The following is a 14,986-nucleotide window of genomic DNA, read 5'->3' as shown; positions in this document are numbered from 1 at the left end:
CAATGAACCTGTACACCCTGTTCGAAGTGCGCTTTCCGCAGGACCGGACCGCATGCAGCATCGAAACGCACGACGGCCTGTACTACTCCTGGAACGACCTCGACCGCGCGACCGCAAAGATCGCCAACCTGCTGGCCGGACTGGACCTGCCGCCGGGCGCGCGCATCGCCGCCCAGGTCGACAAGTCGCCGGAAGCGCTGATGCTCTATCTGGCGACCATCCGCGCCGGCTTCGTCTACCTGCCGCTCAATACCGCCTACCGCGCGGCCGAGATGCGCTACTTCATCGACGATGCCAAGCCGTCCGTCGTGGTGTGCGCGCCGCAAAACTTCGGCTGGGTGTCCCAGATCGCATTCGCCGGCGGCGCCAGGCACGTATTTACGCTCGGCGACGACCGCAGCGGCTCGCTGCTGGTGCGCGCAACCCACCAGTCGAACAGCTTCGCCACCGTTGACAAGGATCCGGACGACCTCGCCGCCATTCTCTACACCTCCGGCACCACCGGGCGCAGCAAGGGCGCCATGCTCACGCACCGCAACCTGGCCTCGAACGCCGAGGTACTGCACGACGCGTGGCGCTGGCAGGCGGGCGATGTCCTGCTGCATGCGCTGCCGCTGTTTCATGTGCATGGCCTGTTCGTCGCATCACACGGCGCGCTTCTCAACGGCAGCAAGATGATCTTCCTGCCGAAGTTCGACAGCGCCGATGTGATCCGCCTGCTGCCGCGCGCGACCGTGTTCATGGGCGTGCCGACCTACTATGTGCGACTGCTGGCCGAGCCGCAATTCGGTCGCGATGCCTGCGCCGGCATGCGGCTGTTCGTTTCGGGTTCGGCGCCGCTGTTGACCGACACCTTCAGCGAGTTCGCGCAGCGCACCGGGCACACGATACTCGAGCGCTATGGCATGAGCGAAACGACGATGCTGACGTCCAATCCATACGACGGCGAACGCATCGGCGGTACCGTCGGCCTGCCTTTGCCGGGCGTGTCGGTGCGCGTGGTCAAAAGCGGCGGCGCATTGTGCGCGCCGGAGGAAATCGGCGACATCCAGGTCAAGGGACCGAACGTGTTCAAGGGTTACTGGGACATGCCGGAAAAGACTGCCGAGGAATTCACGCAGGACGGCTATTTCAAGACCGGCGACGTGGGCAAGTTCGACGTCCAGGGCTATCTGAGCATCGTCGGGCGCAGCAAGGACCTGATCATCACCGGCGGCTACAACGTCTATCCGAAGGAAATCGAAGCGGTCATCGACGACATCGACAGCGTGGTCGAATCGGCGGTGGTCGGCGTGCCGCACCCGGACTTCGGCGAAGCGGTCACGGCCGTCGTGGTCGTGCAGCCCGATTCGACCTTGTCCGAAGCCGACATGCTTGCCTACCTGAAGGAGCGCATTGCCAATTTCAAGGTGCCCAAGCGCGTGCACTTCGTGCCGGACCTGCCGCGCAATGCGATGGGCAAGGTACAAAAGAATGTGTTGCGCGAACAGTTCGCGGGCGGCTGACGCGCCTTATCCGAACGCCTTATACAGCATGTACGATGCCAGCGAATACAGCAAAAGCGCAAACACCTTTTTCAGGGTCTTCACCGGCAGACTGTGCGCCGTCCTGGCGCCCAGCGGCGCGGTGCTGACGCTCGCCAGCGAAATCACCAGCAGCGCGGGCAGGTAAATGAAGCCGAGCGACGAGGCCGGCAAATCCGGCACCTTCATGCCGAAGTAGATGTTCGACAGCGTGCCGGCCAGCGCAATCGGAAAGCCGAGCGCCGCACTGGTCGCTACCGCATTGTGAATTTTCACGTTACACCAGGTCATGAACGGCACCGAGACGAAGCCGCCGCCGGCGCCTACCAATCCCGCCAGCACACCGATCACGCCGCCCGCCGCGAACATGCCCGGCGCAGGCGGCAATTCGCGCGCGGCAGCCGGCTTTTTATCGAGCAGCATCTGCGTTCCGGAAAACGCGACAAATACCGCAAATGCCAAGGCCAGCGTCGACGAATTCAACTGCGCGCCAATCCACGGCCCGACCCACGATCCGATCAGGATACCCGGCGCCAGCAGCTTCACCACCCGCCACAACACAGCGCGGCGGGCATGATGCGCACGCACCGAGGAAATCGACGTGAACATGATAGTTGCCAGCGAGGTTGCAATCGCCATGTGCACGATATGCTCCTGCGGGAAATGCTTCGCCGTAAAGAGCATCGTCATGAACGGCACCAGCAGCATGCCGCCGCCAATGCCCAGCATGCCAGCGGCGAATCCGACCGCGGCGCCCAAGGCGAGCAGCCCAGCCACGAGTGAAATATCCATGTAAAAGTTTTCTCAGATCAACCAAGTTGGCCGATGATACAACGCCATTCATCGGGCGTAACCGGTGTGATTGAAAGGCGGTTGCCGCGCCTGAGGACTTGCATGTCCGCCAGCGCGGGATTGGCGCGCAATTCTGGCAGCGTCAGCAGCCGCGTCTTCTTCGTAGCGCGCACGTCGACCAGCATCCAGCGCGGATTCTCGCGGGTGGCTTTGGGATCGAAATATTTGCTCGCGGGGTCGAACTGAGTGTCGTCCGGATAAGGCGCGCTAGCCACCTCGGCCAGTCCCGCAATGCCGGGCTCGGCGCAGCTGGAGTGATAGAACAGCAGGCCGTCGCCCATGCGCATCGCATCGCGCATGAAATTGCGCGCTTGGTAGTTGCGCACTCCGATCCACGCCACTGTTTGGCCTGGCGCGGCGAGGGCATCGTCGATACTTACGTCATCCGGTTCGGATTTCATCAGCCAGTACTGCATGTTTCAAGAATATTGAATGAGTACGAAGAATGACAGTCAGCGGATCTGACAAACCGCCGACAAACGCAACGCGCACAAAAAAGCGGCTGCACGAATGCAGCCGCTTGTGAATTAGTCCCGCCTGTGCCGTCTTTGCCGGCATCCCGAACCTTACGGTTCAAGGTGGTCACAGTTAGTTCAATTTCGGGTTCATCGGACTAGCGACGAAGCGCGCCCATCGAACAAAATCCCGCAACCTATGCACATAAATGGTTCAAGGAATATATGACAATCGCGAACACGGCAGGAGGTTTTAGTGTACCTGAATCAGGCCTTGTGTCAAAGGCTTTGAGCACTTTTCGACAAAACTTTTTTGGCTTAAAAAAGGTTTTCCTGCGGCGCCAGTGCAACGTCAATCACAGCATGCATTGCTGCAATTTTTTGATTGACTTCGGCCAGTGTCATATCGGCGAAGGGGCCTTCCGTGGATTTGGTCGCCAGCAGTTCGGCCGCAATACCCAGTGCTGCCATCACTGCGATCCGATCGTTGCCCTTGATTTTCCCGGCATCGCGGATCGCGCACATTTTCTCGTCGAGATAAGCGACGGCTTCGCGCAACGCCGACTCCTCGCCTTCCCTGCATGCAAGCTTGTAAGCCTGCCCCATGATCGATACATCAAGCTGGATCATACCGCCTCCTCGCTTTCATGCGACGCCGGGATTTTTTCCAGCAGCGCGGCAACGCGCTGATACGCCTCCTGAATACGGCGGGATAAATCCGCGTTCTCAGTTGTAAGCGAAGCCAGTGTCAAGCGCAGATCGGCGTTTTCGCGGCGCAACGACTGCGCCAGTTCGGCCAACTGGTCGACTTTTTCGGAGAGTTGATGAAATTCGGAAAGCATCCCGCCACTATAGTAGGGCAACCGAATTTGCGTCAACAGATTCAATGGGTTAAGGCAGCTTTTTGAAGACAAGTATTATCTTGTTCTTAATCACTTGCATCGGAGCCCAGTAGTCAATAAAATTCTTCGGTATGGGGCGGTAGCTCAGCTGGGAGAGCGTCGCGTTCGCAATGCGAAGGTCGGGAGTTCGATCCTCCTCCGCTCCACCACCAACAAGTCCAGCAAATTCCGAGTTGTGAAACAGGACACATATTTTTGCATGAAGTGCAACGATATGCATCCCTGACAAAGTGCAAAGAAATGCATGCCTGTCCGCCTGCGGCGCGAACAATCATGCTCCTATGGCAAGCCAATGTTTGCTGACGTCAGTTTCACCCATTCAGGGGATTGAGACGTGTCGATCTCATCTAATGCTCCCCCCTGCTTTTCTGCAGATGCCCCACGTCTCTCGATAACTCTCCCAAAAGACTGGAAATTCTTGTGTCGGTGGTTTGTGCGCCGGCTACCAAGAAATACACGGGTTTACAGCGCCTAAGCTGTAAACCCGTGTATTTATCCCTTTCCTGCGTCTTGTCGTCGTGGGTTCGAATACCATCGCTCCAGTACATTCCGATGCTAAGTAGCAGCACGTCCGGAGCCGAATGCAGTCAGCCCAGTGCTTATCATCACCGGCAGTTAGGTGCGTCAAAGCAGCCGAAGACCAAATTCAGCCGTCGGGCTTAATACGACCCAAAGCGGAAGTGTGTTTTTCCCGAAAGCAGACACTGAACGTTTAGTCGGCACGTGCAGTCTTGCAATCGCGGGCGAGCTCGCTCAGTCTTGGCTCAGACAACCGGTGGCCGTGGCTGTCGGCAACTTGCTCAGCACCAAGACCTTCGTCGAGAATAATTGCGACACGTTATTGCTTCCCCTTCAGTGGTTGGCCCCAATTAATCGGGCACTTGGCAGCAAGATGATCAGGAAAATCCGCATCGTATTGAATTTGACAAGGCCATATCGTACGTAGAGTTTATCTACGCCTTGATCGTTCAGCGGCTCCACCTCGTCGAATAACGAGTGCCCCTCACAATCTATCCACACTTAACAATGTGAGTTGCGGTCCGACGAACGGCTGCTCACATTGTGTTGGATCGCCCCCATCACTTCGTATTTACGCCCAGTTGAAGCCAAGACTGTAAAACACCGAAGCGCCTTTGAATTTCCCGTTGAGTTTCAACGCCTTACGAAGCTCATCGTGGTTCCGTACCACGACTGGCACGCTCCCTGCAGTATCCCTGTCGAGTGCAACAAAACGCTCATCACCAACGCAATCGCTCTGCTCACTCTTAGGAGAACCTGAAATGCAAACACTGATGATCAAAGACCTGACTGTTACCGAAGAAATCGACCGCAAAGAGATGGCTGCCGTACGTGGTGGACAGGGCTCCGGCCTCTATTGCCCACCATCGTCGTATCCCGGCATGCCGTCCTCGTGGGGACCCGTGTATGACCTGCCGAAGAACGACTTCAACTTCAATGCATCGCAGTCGCTCGGACAGAGCCAGAACACTGTCGTCAATAACGGTAACAACGTAGCTTTTGCGTCCGGCATCACCGCGAACGTGAGCCCGCCTCAGCATGGCAGCAACAACATCAACTTTGGCTAATTAACGACTTTATCTACTGACCACTTTTAGGAGAATTGACATGACTACCCTGATCATCAAAGACCTGGCAGTGACTGCAGAACTCGGCCGCAAAGCGATGACCGCAGTACGCGGCGGTATCGGCAAAAGCTATACGATGCAAGGCTATAGCTCGCCTTACGATCCGAAGCTCAGCTTCCCGAAGAACGAGTTTAACTTCGACGCAACGCAGTTGCTTTCGCAGAGCCAGAACACCGAAGTCAACAATGGCAACAACGTCGCCTTTGCGTCTGGAATCACCGCCAACGTGAACCCGACCCAACACGGCACCAACACCATCAACTTTGGCTAATACATCATCCGGGCGGAGGCCCAACTGCCTCCACCGGACTTAAGGAGAATAACTATGTCGAAAATCATGATTCACGACCTTGCCAAGAGCGAGGATCTAGACGGCAAGGCGATGTCGGCCGTTCGCGGTGGTGCGGCCGCACCAGCCGGCAATTCCTGGCTGGCGGGATTGGGGCCGGTTGCCAACGTCAATGTTGGCGTGACTCAGAACATCACGCAGTTACAGAACATCGGGGTTAACGTGCTCAATAACGTTGGGTCGATCGGCGCCGGGTTCATCCCGCCGGACCTCAAAATTAGTCCGGCACAATTTGCAAACGCCTCAGCCGTCGTCTAAGAGCCTATTTCGATAGGGCGGAGCGCCAAGCAATGAGACCGCACGCGAACTGCAGCATGGCGAGATAGGTATCCTCGCGCTTTTCCCATCGCACGAGCAGCCGGCGAAACCGGTTGAGCCAGCTATGGGTACGCTCGACCACCCAGCGCCGGGCACGTACACCACATTGCTTCTTGTTCTCCCGTTCATCGCGCCGGCCAAGAATGATCGGTTCGAACCCGGCCATGCTGACGATGCGTCGCACCTCGTCGTAGTCATAGCCCAGATCTAGACACAACTCGCTCTTGCGGCCATTCACCGGCCGAGCGCACATCATTCCCGCCAGCGTGGCAGCAACCAGCTTCATGTCATGTCGGTTCGCGGGTGCCACCTCGACAGCCAACGGAACGCCAGCAGCTTCAGTGAGCATGCTGCGTTTGACGCCGCCTTTGGCGCGGTCGCAGGGATTCGGTCCTGTTTTTTTTTCCGCCCAGTGGCGCCTTCGTCAGCGCGCCGTCCATTGCCAGCCAACTCCAGTCGATGCCCTGCAACTCGTCATATTCCAGCAACCCCAGGCGCCAGAACTTCGCAAACACCCCGGCATCAATCCATTCCCGGAATCGCCGGTACGCCGACGAACAGGTGCAGATCCCAGTGCTATCGAGGGCGTTCCACTGCATACCTGTGCGTAGCACCAGCAGGATCGCGTCCATCGCCGCACGATTGGGTACGCGCGGCCGGTGGCATCCCAGCGGATGCGATTTCGCTGCTGGCAACAACGGTTCCATTTGTTCCCAGAGCGTATCGCTCATGCGAAAACCGTCGTCATGCTTGCATTGATTCATGACAGCATCCCTCGGTCGAACTCATTCGCCTTCGACCAGCTCTGCGGCCATTATTTCTTTTTTGTCGACCTATCGAAATACGCTGTAAGGGCGATTATGCGACGGCTATGAAGGAATGGCGTCCCTTGGCGGAAGCAGGACATCCGGATGTACAAACAGCACTGGGCGACTTGTACATGGATGGACGTGGAGTCAATCGGAATCTATCACAGGCAGTGTATTGGTACCGGCAAGCAGCAGAACAAGGGTATGCAATGGCGCAAACTAAACTCGGGTTTTGCTACCAGTACGGCTACCAGATACAAAAAGATGATGCACAAGCAGTAAAGTGGTTCCAACTCGCTGCAGCCCAAGGGGATGCTGTCGCGCAATATTATCTCGGTAATTTCTATGCATCAGGACGTGTTGTGAGGCAAGATTTAGACCAAGCTCTAGCTTTGTTCACCAGTAGTGCCAACAAAGGGTGGGTGCTTTCGCAACATCGCCTTGGGTGGATGTATTCACACGGCGAGGGTGTGAAACAGGACTATGCCGTGGCCATCGGTTGGTTTAAAAAGGCAGCGGCGCAGGGGGACCAGAAATCGATGGGGTATTTGGCCTTCAGTTATTGGAAGGGGGAAGGCGGCGTTGCGAAAGATGTGAAGGAAGCCAAACGCTTGATTCGTGAACTAGTAGATAAGGGCGATCAATTCGGCGAACTACTCATGGGCGCTTTTTACCAAGAGGGCATTTGGGCAGGAGATGGAAAGAGCGATTATGTACATGCGGCAGAATGGTATCAGCGATGCGCTGAGAAAAAATTTTCAGCGTGCCAAAGGAATCTTGGGGTTCTTTACTCCAAAGGGTGGGGTGTTACTCGGGATCTGGACCGCGCCGAGGACTGGCTTCGAAAAGCTGCGCAGGCCGGAGATCGCGCTGCATCTAATTACCTTTATAACCTCGGATACCTGAAATTAGAGGAGAGTTCGAGACAGAGGGAGTTAGAATGGGACACTTACTACCAGCTCGATTCAGCGGGCAGTGGTGCTAGTTCAGGGCAAAAAACTTGCCGCAATATTACCGTGCAAGGATCGGGGATCGGTATCGGTACCGAAACAATGGGCGCACCACAAATGGGCGATTCATATGTAACGCGGTGCGATTAATGTAGTTCGCAAGCCCACTCTGACCTTTAGCACTGGAATGTATAACGACGTTCGCGACAATGGAAAGTGAACGGCCCGTATTACGTCCCATGTGGAGTATTTGCGCGATGGTTGTTACATTAGTCGCCTCTTGCCGAGTAGGAGTTGGCGAATGTAGGTGGAGTTGACCGGCGGGCTCGCGACTTCTTACATTCGGGGCGGCAGCTTGGCCGTACATGACTGCAGCGACTGGGAGGCCTGCTCGACGAGCGCCGACAGGTCAGCCGTCGCTGCTGCTTCTTGTTCCGGTTCCACCGGTATCTTGAAATACCGCAGTCCGGCAACCTCAATGCGGTCATGGCCATGCACGAATAACCGGTGTACCGAGAGCGATGTCAGCGGCGCGTCCGGGCGCCTGTCAATGGTCCTGGTGAGCGGGAACGGTACTTCCTTGCTCCCCTCCTTCGCGTTACGTACCGTGAGCGACAACGACGGACCGAGCTCGCCAGTCGCCTTACTTTGGCTGAAAGTGCGCGGATAGGCGTCGATCGCTTTTTTATGTTGCGCCTCGAGATTGCTGATCTCTTCCTCCGAGGAACGTCCGGCAGGAATCGTCGACGAGACCACGTACAGCGCGGTCAGGTCGTTGTAGGCAGCACGGCTGTAGTAGATCGCATTGTTGTTGTAGAGGGCTTCGGCAAAGGCTTGTGCATCGCCAGGCCGGGGAAACGTCAGGCAAAGGACCTTTGCGAAATGGTGCTGGCCGTCCCACACCTTGTTCCCGTAAAAAGTCGCCTCAAGGAATTTAGACGAGAGCTGAAAGGGTTGTTGTGCGAATGCGAGGGAAGTCTGCAGCAGCGCCGCAGCGGCGCAGCCAAGAATGGCAAGGTGAAGGCGTTTTATCATGGAAGGTCCCTACTGTTGGATTCATAGCGCGATGTCATTTTCTTGTGCCACTACTTGGAAGGGATGCGTCCTTTTGGCAGGCCAGCCTGTGCGCAAGGCCATCAGATTCGCCACGCGGTTTGCGGCCTCACCTGATCCCGTTTTCATGTCAGTAGACGGCTTCGATGACTTGCGTTACCGATACCGGGCAACGACACAGCGGATGGGACTGGGCACGACGTTCATTCCAGGCATTTACCGAGAGGTATTAGGTGCATTGCGTGGACGATCCAGGTCCCGGAAGCGCGCAGTCCATTGGATCAGCGCCTTCCCCTTAGGAAGCCATTCGGCCAGTGCCTCGTGTTTCCCGCTCGCGATCAGATCTCCTGACACCTCTTTCCGGATATCGATGTGAACGTTGGTAGTGGACTTCAGTAGTCCGGAGCGGTTGTCAATCTGGTCTTCTCTTACCCATCCGTTTTCCCCGCAACGAAGCTGCATGGTCACTGGAAGTTTGATGCTGGCCATCATTATCCGTCGATCGACAGGGCTATCGGGAATATCTGCGGTCAGCTGGCCGGTAGCGGGATCGTGTTGGAGCACGAATCGCTGCGGATTGACCACCTGGTTGGCTCCAATGGACAAGGCGTGGAAATCGAGTCGAGGGTCACGGTTTTGGCGCTCAAATGCCTTGTCGGATTCGGCATCGCCCATATCAACGTGGAGCTGTGCCCATGTCCCCCAAAACGCGTAACTGCCCGACAAGTCAGGGCACCGGCTAGTTGTTGCCGGCAGGTCCCCCGCCAATACGCGGCAACAGGCGAGGAGGAGCGTTAAGTGGAAAAGAACACGCATGATTATCCTGACGAGTTCGAGGAGGCGAGGTGTAAGTAATGAAAGATCACGCTCTCCGAAACAGGTGATCGGTGCCGCACTGGCATGAATCGCAGCGATCTCAGGTGGTCAAGCGGATTATATGTACTGTCGTTACTTTGAGGCAATTACTATTGTCAGTCACCTCATAGGGCTGCGTTATACTCAAGAGGGCAAGCTCCCCCACTGAAACGAGAATAGATCGTACCGAGCGCCGCTGACGTGATCAGGTCAACGGCTTTCTGGCTATGCGGCCAGGGCGGCCCCACGCTGGCGCATAGTGCGTCGAGCTGACCGGATATCCCAGCAGTGTTGTGCATCCAGTGGCGATGCGCAAACTGCTTCAGCGGATGCGCAAGCAAGGCGGGCGATAGCGCCGCGCCCCGTGCTCGAAGCCGATGCAACGTTCTAATTGCTTCGATAGAGCTTGTTATTGCAGTGGTTACACCGGTGTATGGCGATACCGCTCACGTGGAAAACGTGGATGGATCCCGACTTACAGTGATGGCACCGGATGCCGCGCTCCGTCTGACTTTGCGGATGGGATGCGATGTACTCCGACAAGGTCGGCATTGCTTTGGCAATGCGGTGTTCACGCACGGCGGCAACAACCTGCAAAATCTGCGCCAGCATAAATGCCGTAAACGCCAATTCTAAAATGTTCACCATTTGTTTAACTCCTCTTCAATGATTTGTAATACGACGCGCAAGGTCGTCGCGGTGGTTTTACCGATGCAGCATCCGCCATGCGCAATGTCATTTATCCTGTCGTCCCATGACGTCGGAGCACGTCTGCTCACAAGGGCCAGCGAAAGGGCCGGCCAGGCATCGCCCTTTGCGTGCCGGATAAGCGGCGACAGTCTGCGGAGATTTGCCGGATTTCGCGTGCCAGCGCATCCAATGCCGCGGATGACGAAAAAAACACCCCTTTGGCATAGATTTTTGCGCCGGCATTTGTCTGGAGAAATCGGTCCATGACCTGCTGCTCATCTTGCGTGAGCTCCTGTGCCGGCCTGTGCGGCGCCATGCCCTTTTTTTCCTGGTAGTCTGCGATGAGGTAGCGGGCCACCTTGGCGCTGGCCGTTTGCGCCGCCGGTACCGTGAAAAAGCGGTCCGCCTCGTCGATTTCGGCAGGCTCCATCTGCTCGGCCACTAGTTTGGCCATCAAGGGAACGAAATGGGCGGCTTGAACGTTTTTGATGCAGCCCACGAAGGCCTCCGACTCCCCATTCTTGCCCGCGTTATCGGCAGCGTTTTGCAGCACAACCTGCACCAGCTCGTGATAGCCCGAGTTCACCACAATGCGTGTCGGGGCATCGACCGGCGTATCTCCGGTGGAAGCCGCCGACGCGGTGCTGTTCATCGTAAGCAGCGCCACCAGGGGCGCCGTCATCGTCTTCATCGTGAACCGTGTTTTCATCTTCGTGCTCCCTTCATCGTCGTTGGTATCTGCCGTGCCTGCGTGGCATCGACATGAGCATTGTGTTCGTCCATTGTTCAGGGAGCGACCGCTTTGCGACGAGTCCCGGCATAGGCGGGATAAACCCGGGAAGGAAGCCGACGTATGCGCAGTAAAACGGACTCAGCAGCTTCAATGCAGCTGCATCAATCGAGGAAACGCAGCGCGCCAGGAAAGGTCAGCTGCACGCTGTCATTGCATTAGCCGAAGACGGACGGGGCTTGCCTGGATTTACCGGCCACCGCGCGCCGCCGGTGGCAGGCCGACAGAAGCCAAAAGGAGAGAAGTCGCGGTGGGCAGGCAATTCTGTCCGCTACCATACGCTATTGATGCTGAGGACCGTCTTTCCAACCGAGTTCTTCGGCATCTGGCAGTCATAGGCGTCCAGAAATTGCCCCTGACCGTCTTCCCATGACAAGGTGAACGTCGGCCAGTGTCCCTCGTCGATTCTTTGATCCGCTTCACGCTGGCAATACACGGCGGTGTCGGGCGCCAACCCCTGGCAGCTGCGGAGCAGGACGCTGGTCGTCAGCGCACGCGTATCTGAATCAGGCCAGAAGACCCGGTTGTGGCATGCCGCCAGCGCCAGCGCAGTGTCGGAGCCGCTCGCCACCCCCGACCCGTCAAAGAATGCTTCGCCGGACCTGCACGCATCGCTGTGCGCTACGGGGTGTCCTTCAAACCGTGCGAGCAGGTCCCGATACTGAGACGCGAAGGCCCTGGTGCGCGGGTAGCCGGAGCGGCTCAACGCGGCAAGCGGTTGCCGCACGATCGCCCGCGCCGCACTCGGGCTCATCAAGTCGATGCAGAAGGCGACATTGCCTTCGGCGTCATGCGCGATGTGGTAGCCGAATGCGGGGAAGTAGTGGAGATACATTTCTCCGCCATCCCACGCCAGGGACTCGATCTCCCAGCCCAGTTCGTCGACAAACCGGTCGTCCAGGCGCTGATACAGCACCGGTGTGTTCCATGGCAGCCGGCCGAGAACCTCGATCAGGTCTCCGGTGCACAGCGGCTTTGGCGCCTCCGCTAAACCAAGTCTGTCAACGTGCGACTGGACGCTTTCACGGACCCACGCGATTTCGTTCTCGTTCAGCGTCGTTTCGCCCCGTCGGAAAAATGCTACCAGGCGCCCGGACGCAATCTCCACGCCTTTGCGCAGCGCCGGGGCATTGCTCAGTGCGAATCGAGTGAACTCATTGAAGTTCTTTTGTCGAATTGCATTCATGGTCATTGGGACTTTTTCTATTCGATCGCGCGCAATGGTACAAAACGAACCTTGATGATCCGGTCTGCCATGGGACGCGCACCGGGACTGTGCGACGATGCCTGGTTAGCAAGCGGGTAATCCGGATTCGGCTGGTTCGTCCGCGTAAAGGCCGCCACTCCCGGCTACAGTTCGGTCGTCGCTTATTGAGCCGGGCGTTTCAGTGATGTCTAGTCAGGCATACCCTGGTTGTTGTGCCTGCGTGCTTCGACATCAGCGAGATGCACGGCGGGTCGGCAGGCAGGCTTCGAGAAGGGCAGCGTGGTGCATAACAACTTTCTCTGCTCTGGCCTGTAAAGGCTGGCCGAGAATCAGAGCAATGGAAGATTGCGGTGTAGTTACGCTTTATGAGCGGGCATCATTTAAATGTTGAGGCGATGTAATCGACGACTGCCTTTTCAGCGTTCGTCGTCGATGCTGACAAGACGCGTTCTGCACTGCCGGAGTAAAGTCCCGTAGAGGCAGCTGTACTCATGGCAACTTGTTTCGTATCCGAGATCTCGCTTTTACCCGCAGACCAGAGGGAGGTAGATACAGTATATGAACTTACCGTCAGGGACGGCTGATTGTGAATGCCAGAATGAACATTGATGACGAGATTCATACCGGCAGTTGCTTTATTTATCGAATCTACCGCCTCGTATCCTGATCTGGCCAACGCGTCGGCGGCCACCTTTTTTATTCTGCTTACAGTCAGACGAGAATTAGGCTCTGCCCCGTTAATAGTAAGTACCCGGACTGTAACCGCGACTTTGTCAGCGGCGGTTGCCAATTGAGACAACGCTGCGAGCATGAGGCCAATGACGACTTTTTTACTAAATTTCATTTGTGTGTATCTCTTATGAGCGGATTGAAGTGGTGAATAAAATTTCCTGGCGTTGTATTTCATACGACAGATTCTGGGTTGTCCTGCTTAACTCCGGATGTTCGAGCCGGCGACTGTGTCTCTCGGACTAAGAGGGAGCGGCAGTACCAATTTCGTGGAAATTAGTGTTTGTCAGCGGAAGCACCGTCGGCACTATCGGCTTTGCTCGGGGTGATCGGGCCATAAATGCAGGTCACCGCACCGTTCGTCAGTGCCACCGTGTAGCGCAGGTCGCAGTTGACGGCGGCGAAGATGACGGGGATCTGTTCATTGCCGAATGTCTCCGGGAAATACCCTACCTTCTGCCCGGGCTTGCACTTGGCCGCCACATCGTCGTGCCGCCAGGAGCTGACTTCGCATAACGTCCCGTTTTCCACGCTTTGGCCAGGCACTTCGTTTTTCGCGCAGGAAGACACGAGCAGCGTGAGTCCGGCTAATGCAAATATCTTTTTGATGATCATTGTTGTTTTCCCATTAAAGTCACCTCGTCCGGCACGCTGAACTGGCCCTCGCCATGACGAACGCACCTGCGATGACAAGGCAGGGGCGAGCGCGAGGAGATTGGGGTAATGGCGCGACCGTTGTTGTCTCGGCTATCAGCGTAGTTTCCGAGGGGCAGCAATTAGACCTGTTCGTCCCGTCGGAGTCTATCCCGCATTTATGGGGTATTGTGGTCGACCAGGCAAAAGGCCTTCTGCTTGACACGCAGCTCGGCCCTCGGGGCGACGCGACAGCCGACGCGCCGCATGGCGTCAACTCGCCCGGCGCCTACCCACTAACACGGCATGTCACTGCGCGCTGGTCAGCTTGTCGCGCTGCTTGATCATCGGGCCATCCATGCTGTCCGGGATATAGCTCTGCACGACCTTCACGTTGTGGAGGTTCGCTTCCATCGCGGTCTTCACTCCCGCCATCAGGCGTGGAATGAACTGGCTGCCTTCGCCAACGAGCAAGCTGGCCAGGTCGGCGCCAAGCGTCGCCGGTGACAGCAGGCCGCTGGCCTTGCTATAGGAGGCATATACCGCCGTGCGGTATCCGGCCGCATACGGCATCACGCAGACAAAATACTGGGTCTGCTGGCCGTATCCGGCGAGTCCCGTGTCGCTCGAACTGAGGTTGAGCGTCGCGTTTTCGCAGCGCGGGGTGCGTATCGCCATCCCGCGGGATTGCATCATGGCGCCAAAGCCGGACCCGCCTCCCATGTCGCTGACGGAAAAACTGCCGGGCTCCTTCGGCAGTGGTGTCGGCGGCGCTACGCGGGAAGCGCGCACCGAGCTCACCTGCGTCTTCACGGCCTTGGTGACTTCAGCGAGCACTTTTTCCATCGCAGCCGGATTGGTGGGGCCGGCACCGTCGATCACGACATAGGCTTCCTGGGTTTCAAAGCTCGGCGTGAGCGAGCTGCAGCCCGACAGGGGCGTACCAAGCAGGAGTGCGGCGGTAAGGGAAATGGCGGTCTTCGGTGCGTTCATGACGGTATCTCCGGTGGTTTGTCGAAGGCGACGCTTAATGCGCGTCGACGAAGGCATTCTCGGCATTCCCGACGGGCCTTTCTACCGGGATCTGACCAACACCGGGTTTTGACCGACGAGCCCGGTACTACGCGCGACGTATCTCCCGATACAGCAGAGGTCATGCCCTACTCGGATCGCTCCCGGCGCTGCACCTCGCCGGCAGCGAGTCAGTGCAGGCCTGCGGTTGCCA

At 57.3% G+C, this 14,986-nt stretch carries 18 protein-coding genes, 1 tRNA gene and 1 other RNA gene; 6 read left to right on the top strand and 14 right to left on the bottom strand.

All coding sequences use genetic code 11. From position 1 onward, the window contains the following. Window positions 1-2 precede the first annotated feature (2 nt). Window positions 3-1,505 carry a malonate--CoA ligase gene (locus TSA66_RS24705; RefSeq protein ID WP_040041943.1) on the top strand — a complete coding sequence of 501 codons (1,503 nt, stop codon included), beginning with the start codon at window positions 3-5 and terminating at the stop codon, window positions 1,503-1,505. 6 nt (window positions 1,506-1,511) lie between these two features. On the opposite strand, the gene TSA66_RS24700 is transcribed toward TSA66_RS24705, so the two are convergent. The 5 genes from TSA66_RS24700 to TSA66_RS24685 form a co-directional block, all read right to left on the bottom strand. Next, on the bottom strand, window positions 1,512-2,315 hold the full coding sequence (locus TSA66_RS24700; RefSeq protein ID WP_040041942.1) for a sulfite exporter TauE/SafE family protein: 804 nt from the start codon (window positions 2,313-2,315) through the stop codon (window positions 1,512-1,514). 17 nt (window positions 2,316-2,332) lie between these two features. Continuing rightward, window positions 2,333-2,776: an EVE domain-containing protein gene (locus tag TSA66_RS24695; RefSeq protein ID WP_040042990.1), complete on the bottom strand. Its 444-nt coding sequence runs from the start codon at window positions 2,774-2,776 to the stop codon at window positions 2,333-2,335. A gap of 125 nt (window positions 2,777-2,901) precedes the next feature. Next, window positions 2,902-3,083: non-coding RNA, 6S RNA (gene ssrS, locus TSA66_RS26480), on the bottom strand. Between the two features lie 65 nt (window positions 3,084-3,148). Next, window positions 3,149-3,460, bottom strand: a complete 312-nt coding sequence (locus tag TSA66_RS24690; protein WP_040041941.1) for a cell division protein ZapA — start codon at window positions 3,458-3,460, stop codon at window positions 3,149-3,151. Further along, a complete protein-coding gene (locus tag TSA66_RS24685; RefSeq protein WP_040041940.1) occupies window positions 3,457-3,672 on the bottom strand; it encodes a hypothetical protein in 216 nt (71 codons plus the stop codon). Before TSA66_RS24685 ends, TSA66_RS24690 begins: the two co-directional genes overlap by 4 nt. A gap of 133 nt (window positions 3,673-3,805) precedes the next feature. Here TSA66_RS24685 and TSA66_RS24680 point away from each other — a divergent pair. The 4 genes from TSA66_RS24680 to TSA66_RS24665 all read left to right on the top strand — a co-directional run bounded on the left by TSA66_RS24680 (window position 3,806) and on the right by TSA66_RS24665 (window position 5,985). Continuing rightward, window positions 3,806-3,881: transfer RNA gene (locus tag TSA66_RS24680), tRNA-Ala, on the top strand. Between the two features lie 1,131 nt (window positions 3,882-5,012). Further along, window positions 5,013-5,318, top strand: coding sequence for a hypothetical protein (locus TSA66_RS24675; protein WP_040041939.1), 306 nt, complete (start codon window positions 5,013-5,015; stop codon window positions 5,316-5,318). Window positions 5,319-5,358: 40 nt separating this feature from the next. Beyond that, window positions 5,359-5,649, top strand: a complete 291-nt coding sequence (locus TSA66_RS24670) for a hypothetical protein (protein WP_040041938.1) — start codon at window positions 5,359-5,361, stop codon at window positions 5,647-5,649. A 54-nt stretch (window positions 5,650-5,703) separates the two neighbouring features. Then, window positions 5,704-5,985 carry a hypothetical protein gene (locus TSA66_RS24665; protein ID WP_040041937.1) on the top strand — a complete coding sequence of 94 codons (282 nt, stop codon included), beginning with the start codon at window positions 5,704-5,706 and terminating at the stop codon, window positions 5,983-5,985. A 4-nt stretch (window positions 5,986-5,989) separates the two neighbouring features. On the opposite strand, the gene TSA66_RS26475 is transcribed toward TSA66_RS24665, so the two are convergent. After that, window positions 5,990-6,776 (bottom strand): IS5 family transposase gene (locus TSA66_RS26475; RefSeq protein ID WP_408639505.1). Its coding sequence is split into 2 segments (ribosomal slippage): window positions 5,990-6,449 and window positions 6,448-6,776, totalling 789 coding nucleotides; the frame shifts between segments, so codons are not numbered across the junction. A gap of 140 nt (window positions 6,777-6,916) precedes the next feature. On the opposite strand from TSA66_RS26475, the gene TSA66_RS24650 reads away from it, so the two are divergent. After that, the gene (locus tag TSA66_RS24650) at window positions 6,917-7,954 is read left to right on the top strand and encodes an SEL1-like repeat protein (RefSeq protein WP_084199883.1); all 1,038 of its coding nucleotides are present in this window, start codon (window positions 6,917-6,919) and stop codon (window positions 7,952-7,954) included. A gap of 186 nt (window positions 7,955-8,140) precedes the next feature. On the opposite strand, the gene TSA66_RS24645 is transcribed toward TSA66_RS24650, so the two are convergent. The 8 genes from TSA66_RS24645 to TSA66_RS24615 form a co-directional block, all read right to left on the bottom strand. Next, window positions 8,141-8,839 (bottom strand): hypothetical protein, encoded by a 699-nt coding sequence (locus TSA66_RS24645; RefSeq protein WP_040041936.1) that lies wholly within the window; start codon window positions 8,837-8,839, stop codon window positions 8,141-8,143. A gap of 234 nt (window positions 8,840-9,073) precedes the next feature. Further along, window positions 9,074-9,532 carry a hypothetical protein gene (locus TSA66_RS24640; RefSeq protein ID WP_198358894.1) on the bottom strand — a complete coding sequence of 153 codons (459 nt, stop codon included), beginning with the start codon at window positions 9,530-9,532 and terminating at the stop codon, window positions 9,074-9,076. Between the two features lie 567 nt (window positions 9,533-10,099). Then, a complete protein-coding gene (locus TSA66_RS24635) occupies window positions 10,100-10,360 on the bottom strand; it encodes a hypothetical protein (RefSeq protein ID WP_040041934.1) in 261 nt (86 codons plus the stop codon). A gap of 127 nt (window positions 10,361-10,487) precedes the next feature. Beyond that, window positions 10,488-11,111: a hypothetical protein gene (locus TSA66_RS24630; RefSeq protein ID WP_040041933.1), complete on the bottom strand. Its 624-nt coding sequence runs from the start codon at window positions 11,109-11,111 to the stop codon at window positions 10,488-10,490. Window positions 11,112-11,463: 352 nt separating this feature from the next. Beyond that, on the bottom strand, window positions 11,464-12,384 hold the full coding sequence (locus tag TSA66_RS24625) for a hypothetical protein (protein ID WP_040041932.1): 921 nt from the start codon (window positions 12,382-12,384) through the stop codon (window positions 11,464-11,466). Window positions 12,385-12,775: 391 nt separating this feature from the next. Next, window positions 12,776-13,306 carry a hypothetical protein gene (locus TSA66_RS27225; RefSeq protein WP_157691787.1) on the bottom strand — a complete coding sequence of 177 codons (531 nt, stop codon included), beginning with the start codon at window positions 13,304-13,306 and terminating at the stop codon, window positions 12,776-12,778. Window positions 13,307-13,404: 98 nt separating this feature from the next. Then, complete coding sequence (locus TSA66_RS24620) at window positions 13,405-13,743, bottom strand: hypothetical protein (RefSeq protein WP_052452586.1); 339 nt, start codon at window positions 13,741-13,743, stop codon at window positions 13,405-13,407. Between the two features lie 327 nt (window positions 13,744-14,070). Further along, window positions 14,071-14,754: a hypothetical protein gene (locus tag TSA66_RS24615; protein ID WP_040041931.1), complete on the bottom strand. Its 684-nt coding sequence runs from the start codon at window positions 14,752-14,754 to the stop codon at window positions 14,071-14,073. Window positions 14,755-14,986: the final 232 nt, after the last annotated feature.

The sequence above is a fragment of the Noviherbaspirillum autotrophicum genome (assembly GCF_000818395.1).
GTDB classification, from domain to species: Bacteria; Pseudomonadota; Gammaproteobacteria; order Burkholderiales; family Burkholderiaceae_D; genus Noviherbaspirillum; species Noviherbaspirillum autotrophicum.
This window is presented reverse-complemented; position numbering and strand designations above follow the sequence as displayed.

Coding starts and splice junctions, on each gene's coding strand:
- TSA66_RS24705 (WP_040041943.1), top strand. CDS start 3: ATGAACCTGTACACCCTGTTCGAAGTGCGCTTTCCGCAGGACCGGACC.
- TSA66_RS24700 (WP_040041942.1), bottom strand. CDS start 2,315: ATGGATATTTCACTCGTGGCTGGGCTGCTCGCCTTGGGCGCCGCGGTC.
- TSA66_RS24695 (WP_040042990.1), bottom strand. CDS start 2,776: ATGAAATCCGAACCGGATGACGTAAGTATCGACGATGCCCTCGCCGCG.
- TSA66_RS24690 (WP_040041941.1), bottom strand. CDS start 3,460: ATGATCCAGCTTGATGTATCGATCATGGGGCAGGCTTACAAGCTTGCA.
- TSA66_RS24685 (WP_040041940.1), bottom strand. CDS start 3,672: ATGCTTTCCGAATTTCATCAACTCTCCGAAAAAGTCGACCAGTTGGCC.
- TSA66_RS24675 (WP_040041939.1), top strand. CDS start 5,013: ATGCAAACACTGATGATCAAAGACCTGACTGTTACCGAAGAAATCGAC.
- TSA66_RS24670 (WP_040041938.1), top strand. CDS start 5,359: ATGACTACCCTGATCATCAAAGACCTGGCAGTGACTGCAGAACTCGGC.
- TSA66_RS24665 (WP_040041937.1), top strand. CDS start 5,704: ATGTCGAAAATCATGATTCACGACCTTGCCAAGAGCGAGGATCTAGAC.
- TSA66_RS24650 (WP_084199883.1), top strand. CDS start 6,917: ATGAAGGAATGGCGTCCCTTGGCGGAAGCAGGACATCCGGATGTACAA.
- TSA66_RS24645 (WP_040041936.1), bottom strand. CDS start 8,839: ATGATAAAACGCCTTCACCTTGCCATTCTTGGCTGCGCCGCTGCGGCG.
- TSA66_RS24640 (WP_198358894.1), bottom strand. CDS start 9,532: ATGGGCGATGCCGAATCCGACAAGGCATTTGAGCGCCAAAACCGTGAC.
- TSA66_RS24635 (WP_040041934.1), bottom strand. CDS start 10,360: ATGGTGAACATTTTAGAATTGGCGTTTACGGCATTTATGCTGGCGCAG.
- TSA66_RS24630 (WP_040041933.1), bottom strand. CDS start 11,111: ATGAAAACACGGTTCACGATGAAGACGATGACGGCGCCCCTGGTGGCG.
- TSA66_RS24625 (WP_040041932.1), bottom strand. CDS start 12,384: ATGACCATGAATGCAATTCGACAAAAGAACTTCAATGAGTTCACTCGA.
- TSA66_RS27225 (WP_157691787.1), bottom strand. CDS start 13,306: ATGAAATACAACGCCAGGAAATTTTATTCACCACTTCAATCCGCTCAT.
- TSA66_RS24620 (WP_052452586.1), bottom strand. CDS start 13,743: ATGATCATCAAAAAGATATTTGCATTAGCCGGACTCACGCTGCTCGTG.
- TSA66_RS24615 (WP_040041931.1), bottom strand. CDS start 14,754: ATGAACGCACCGAAGACCGCCATTTCCCTTACCGCCGCACTCCTGCTT.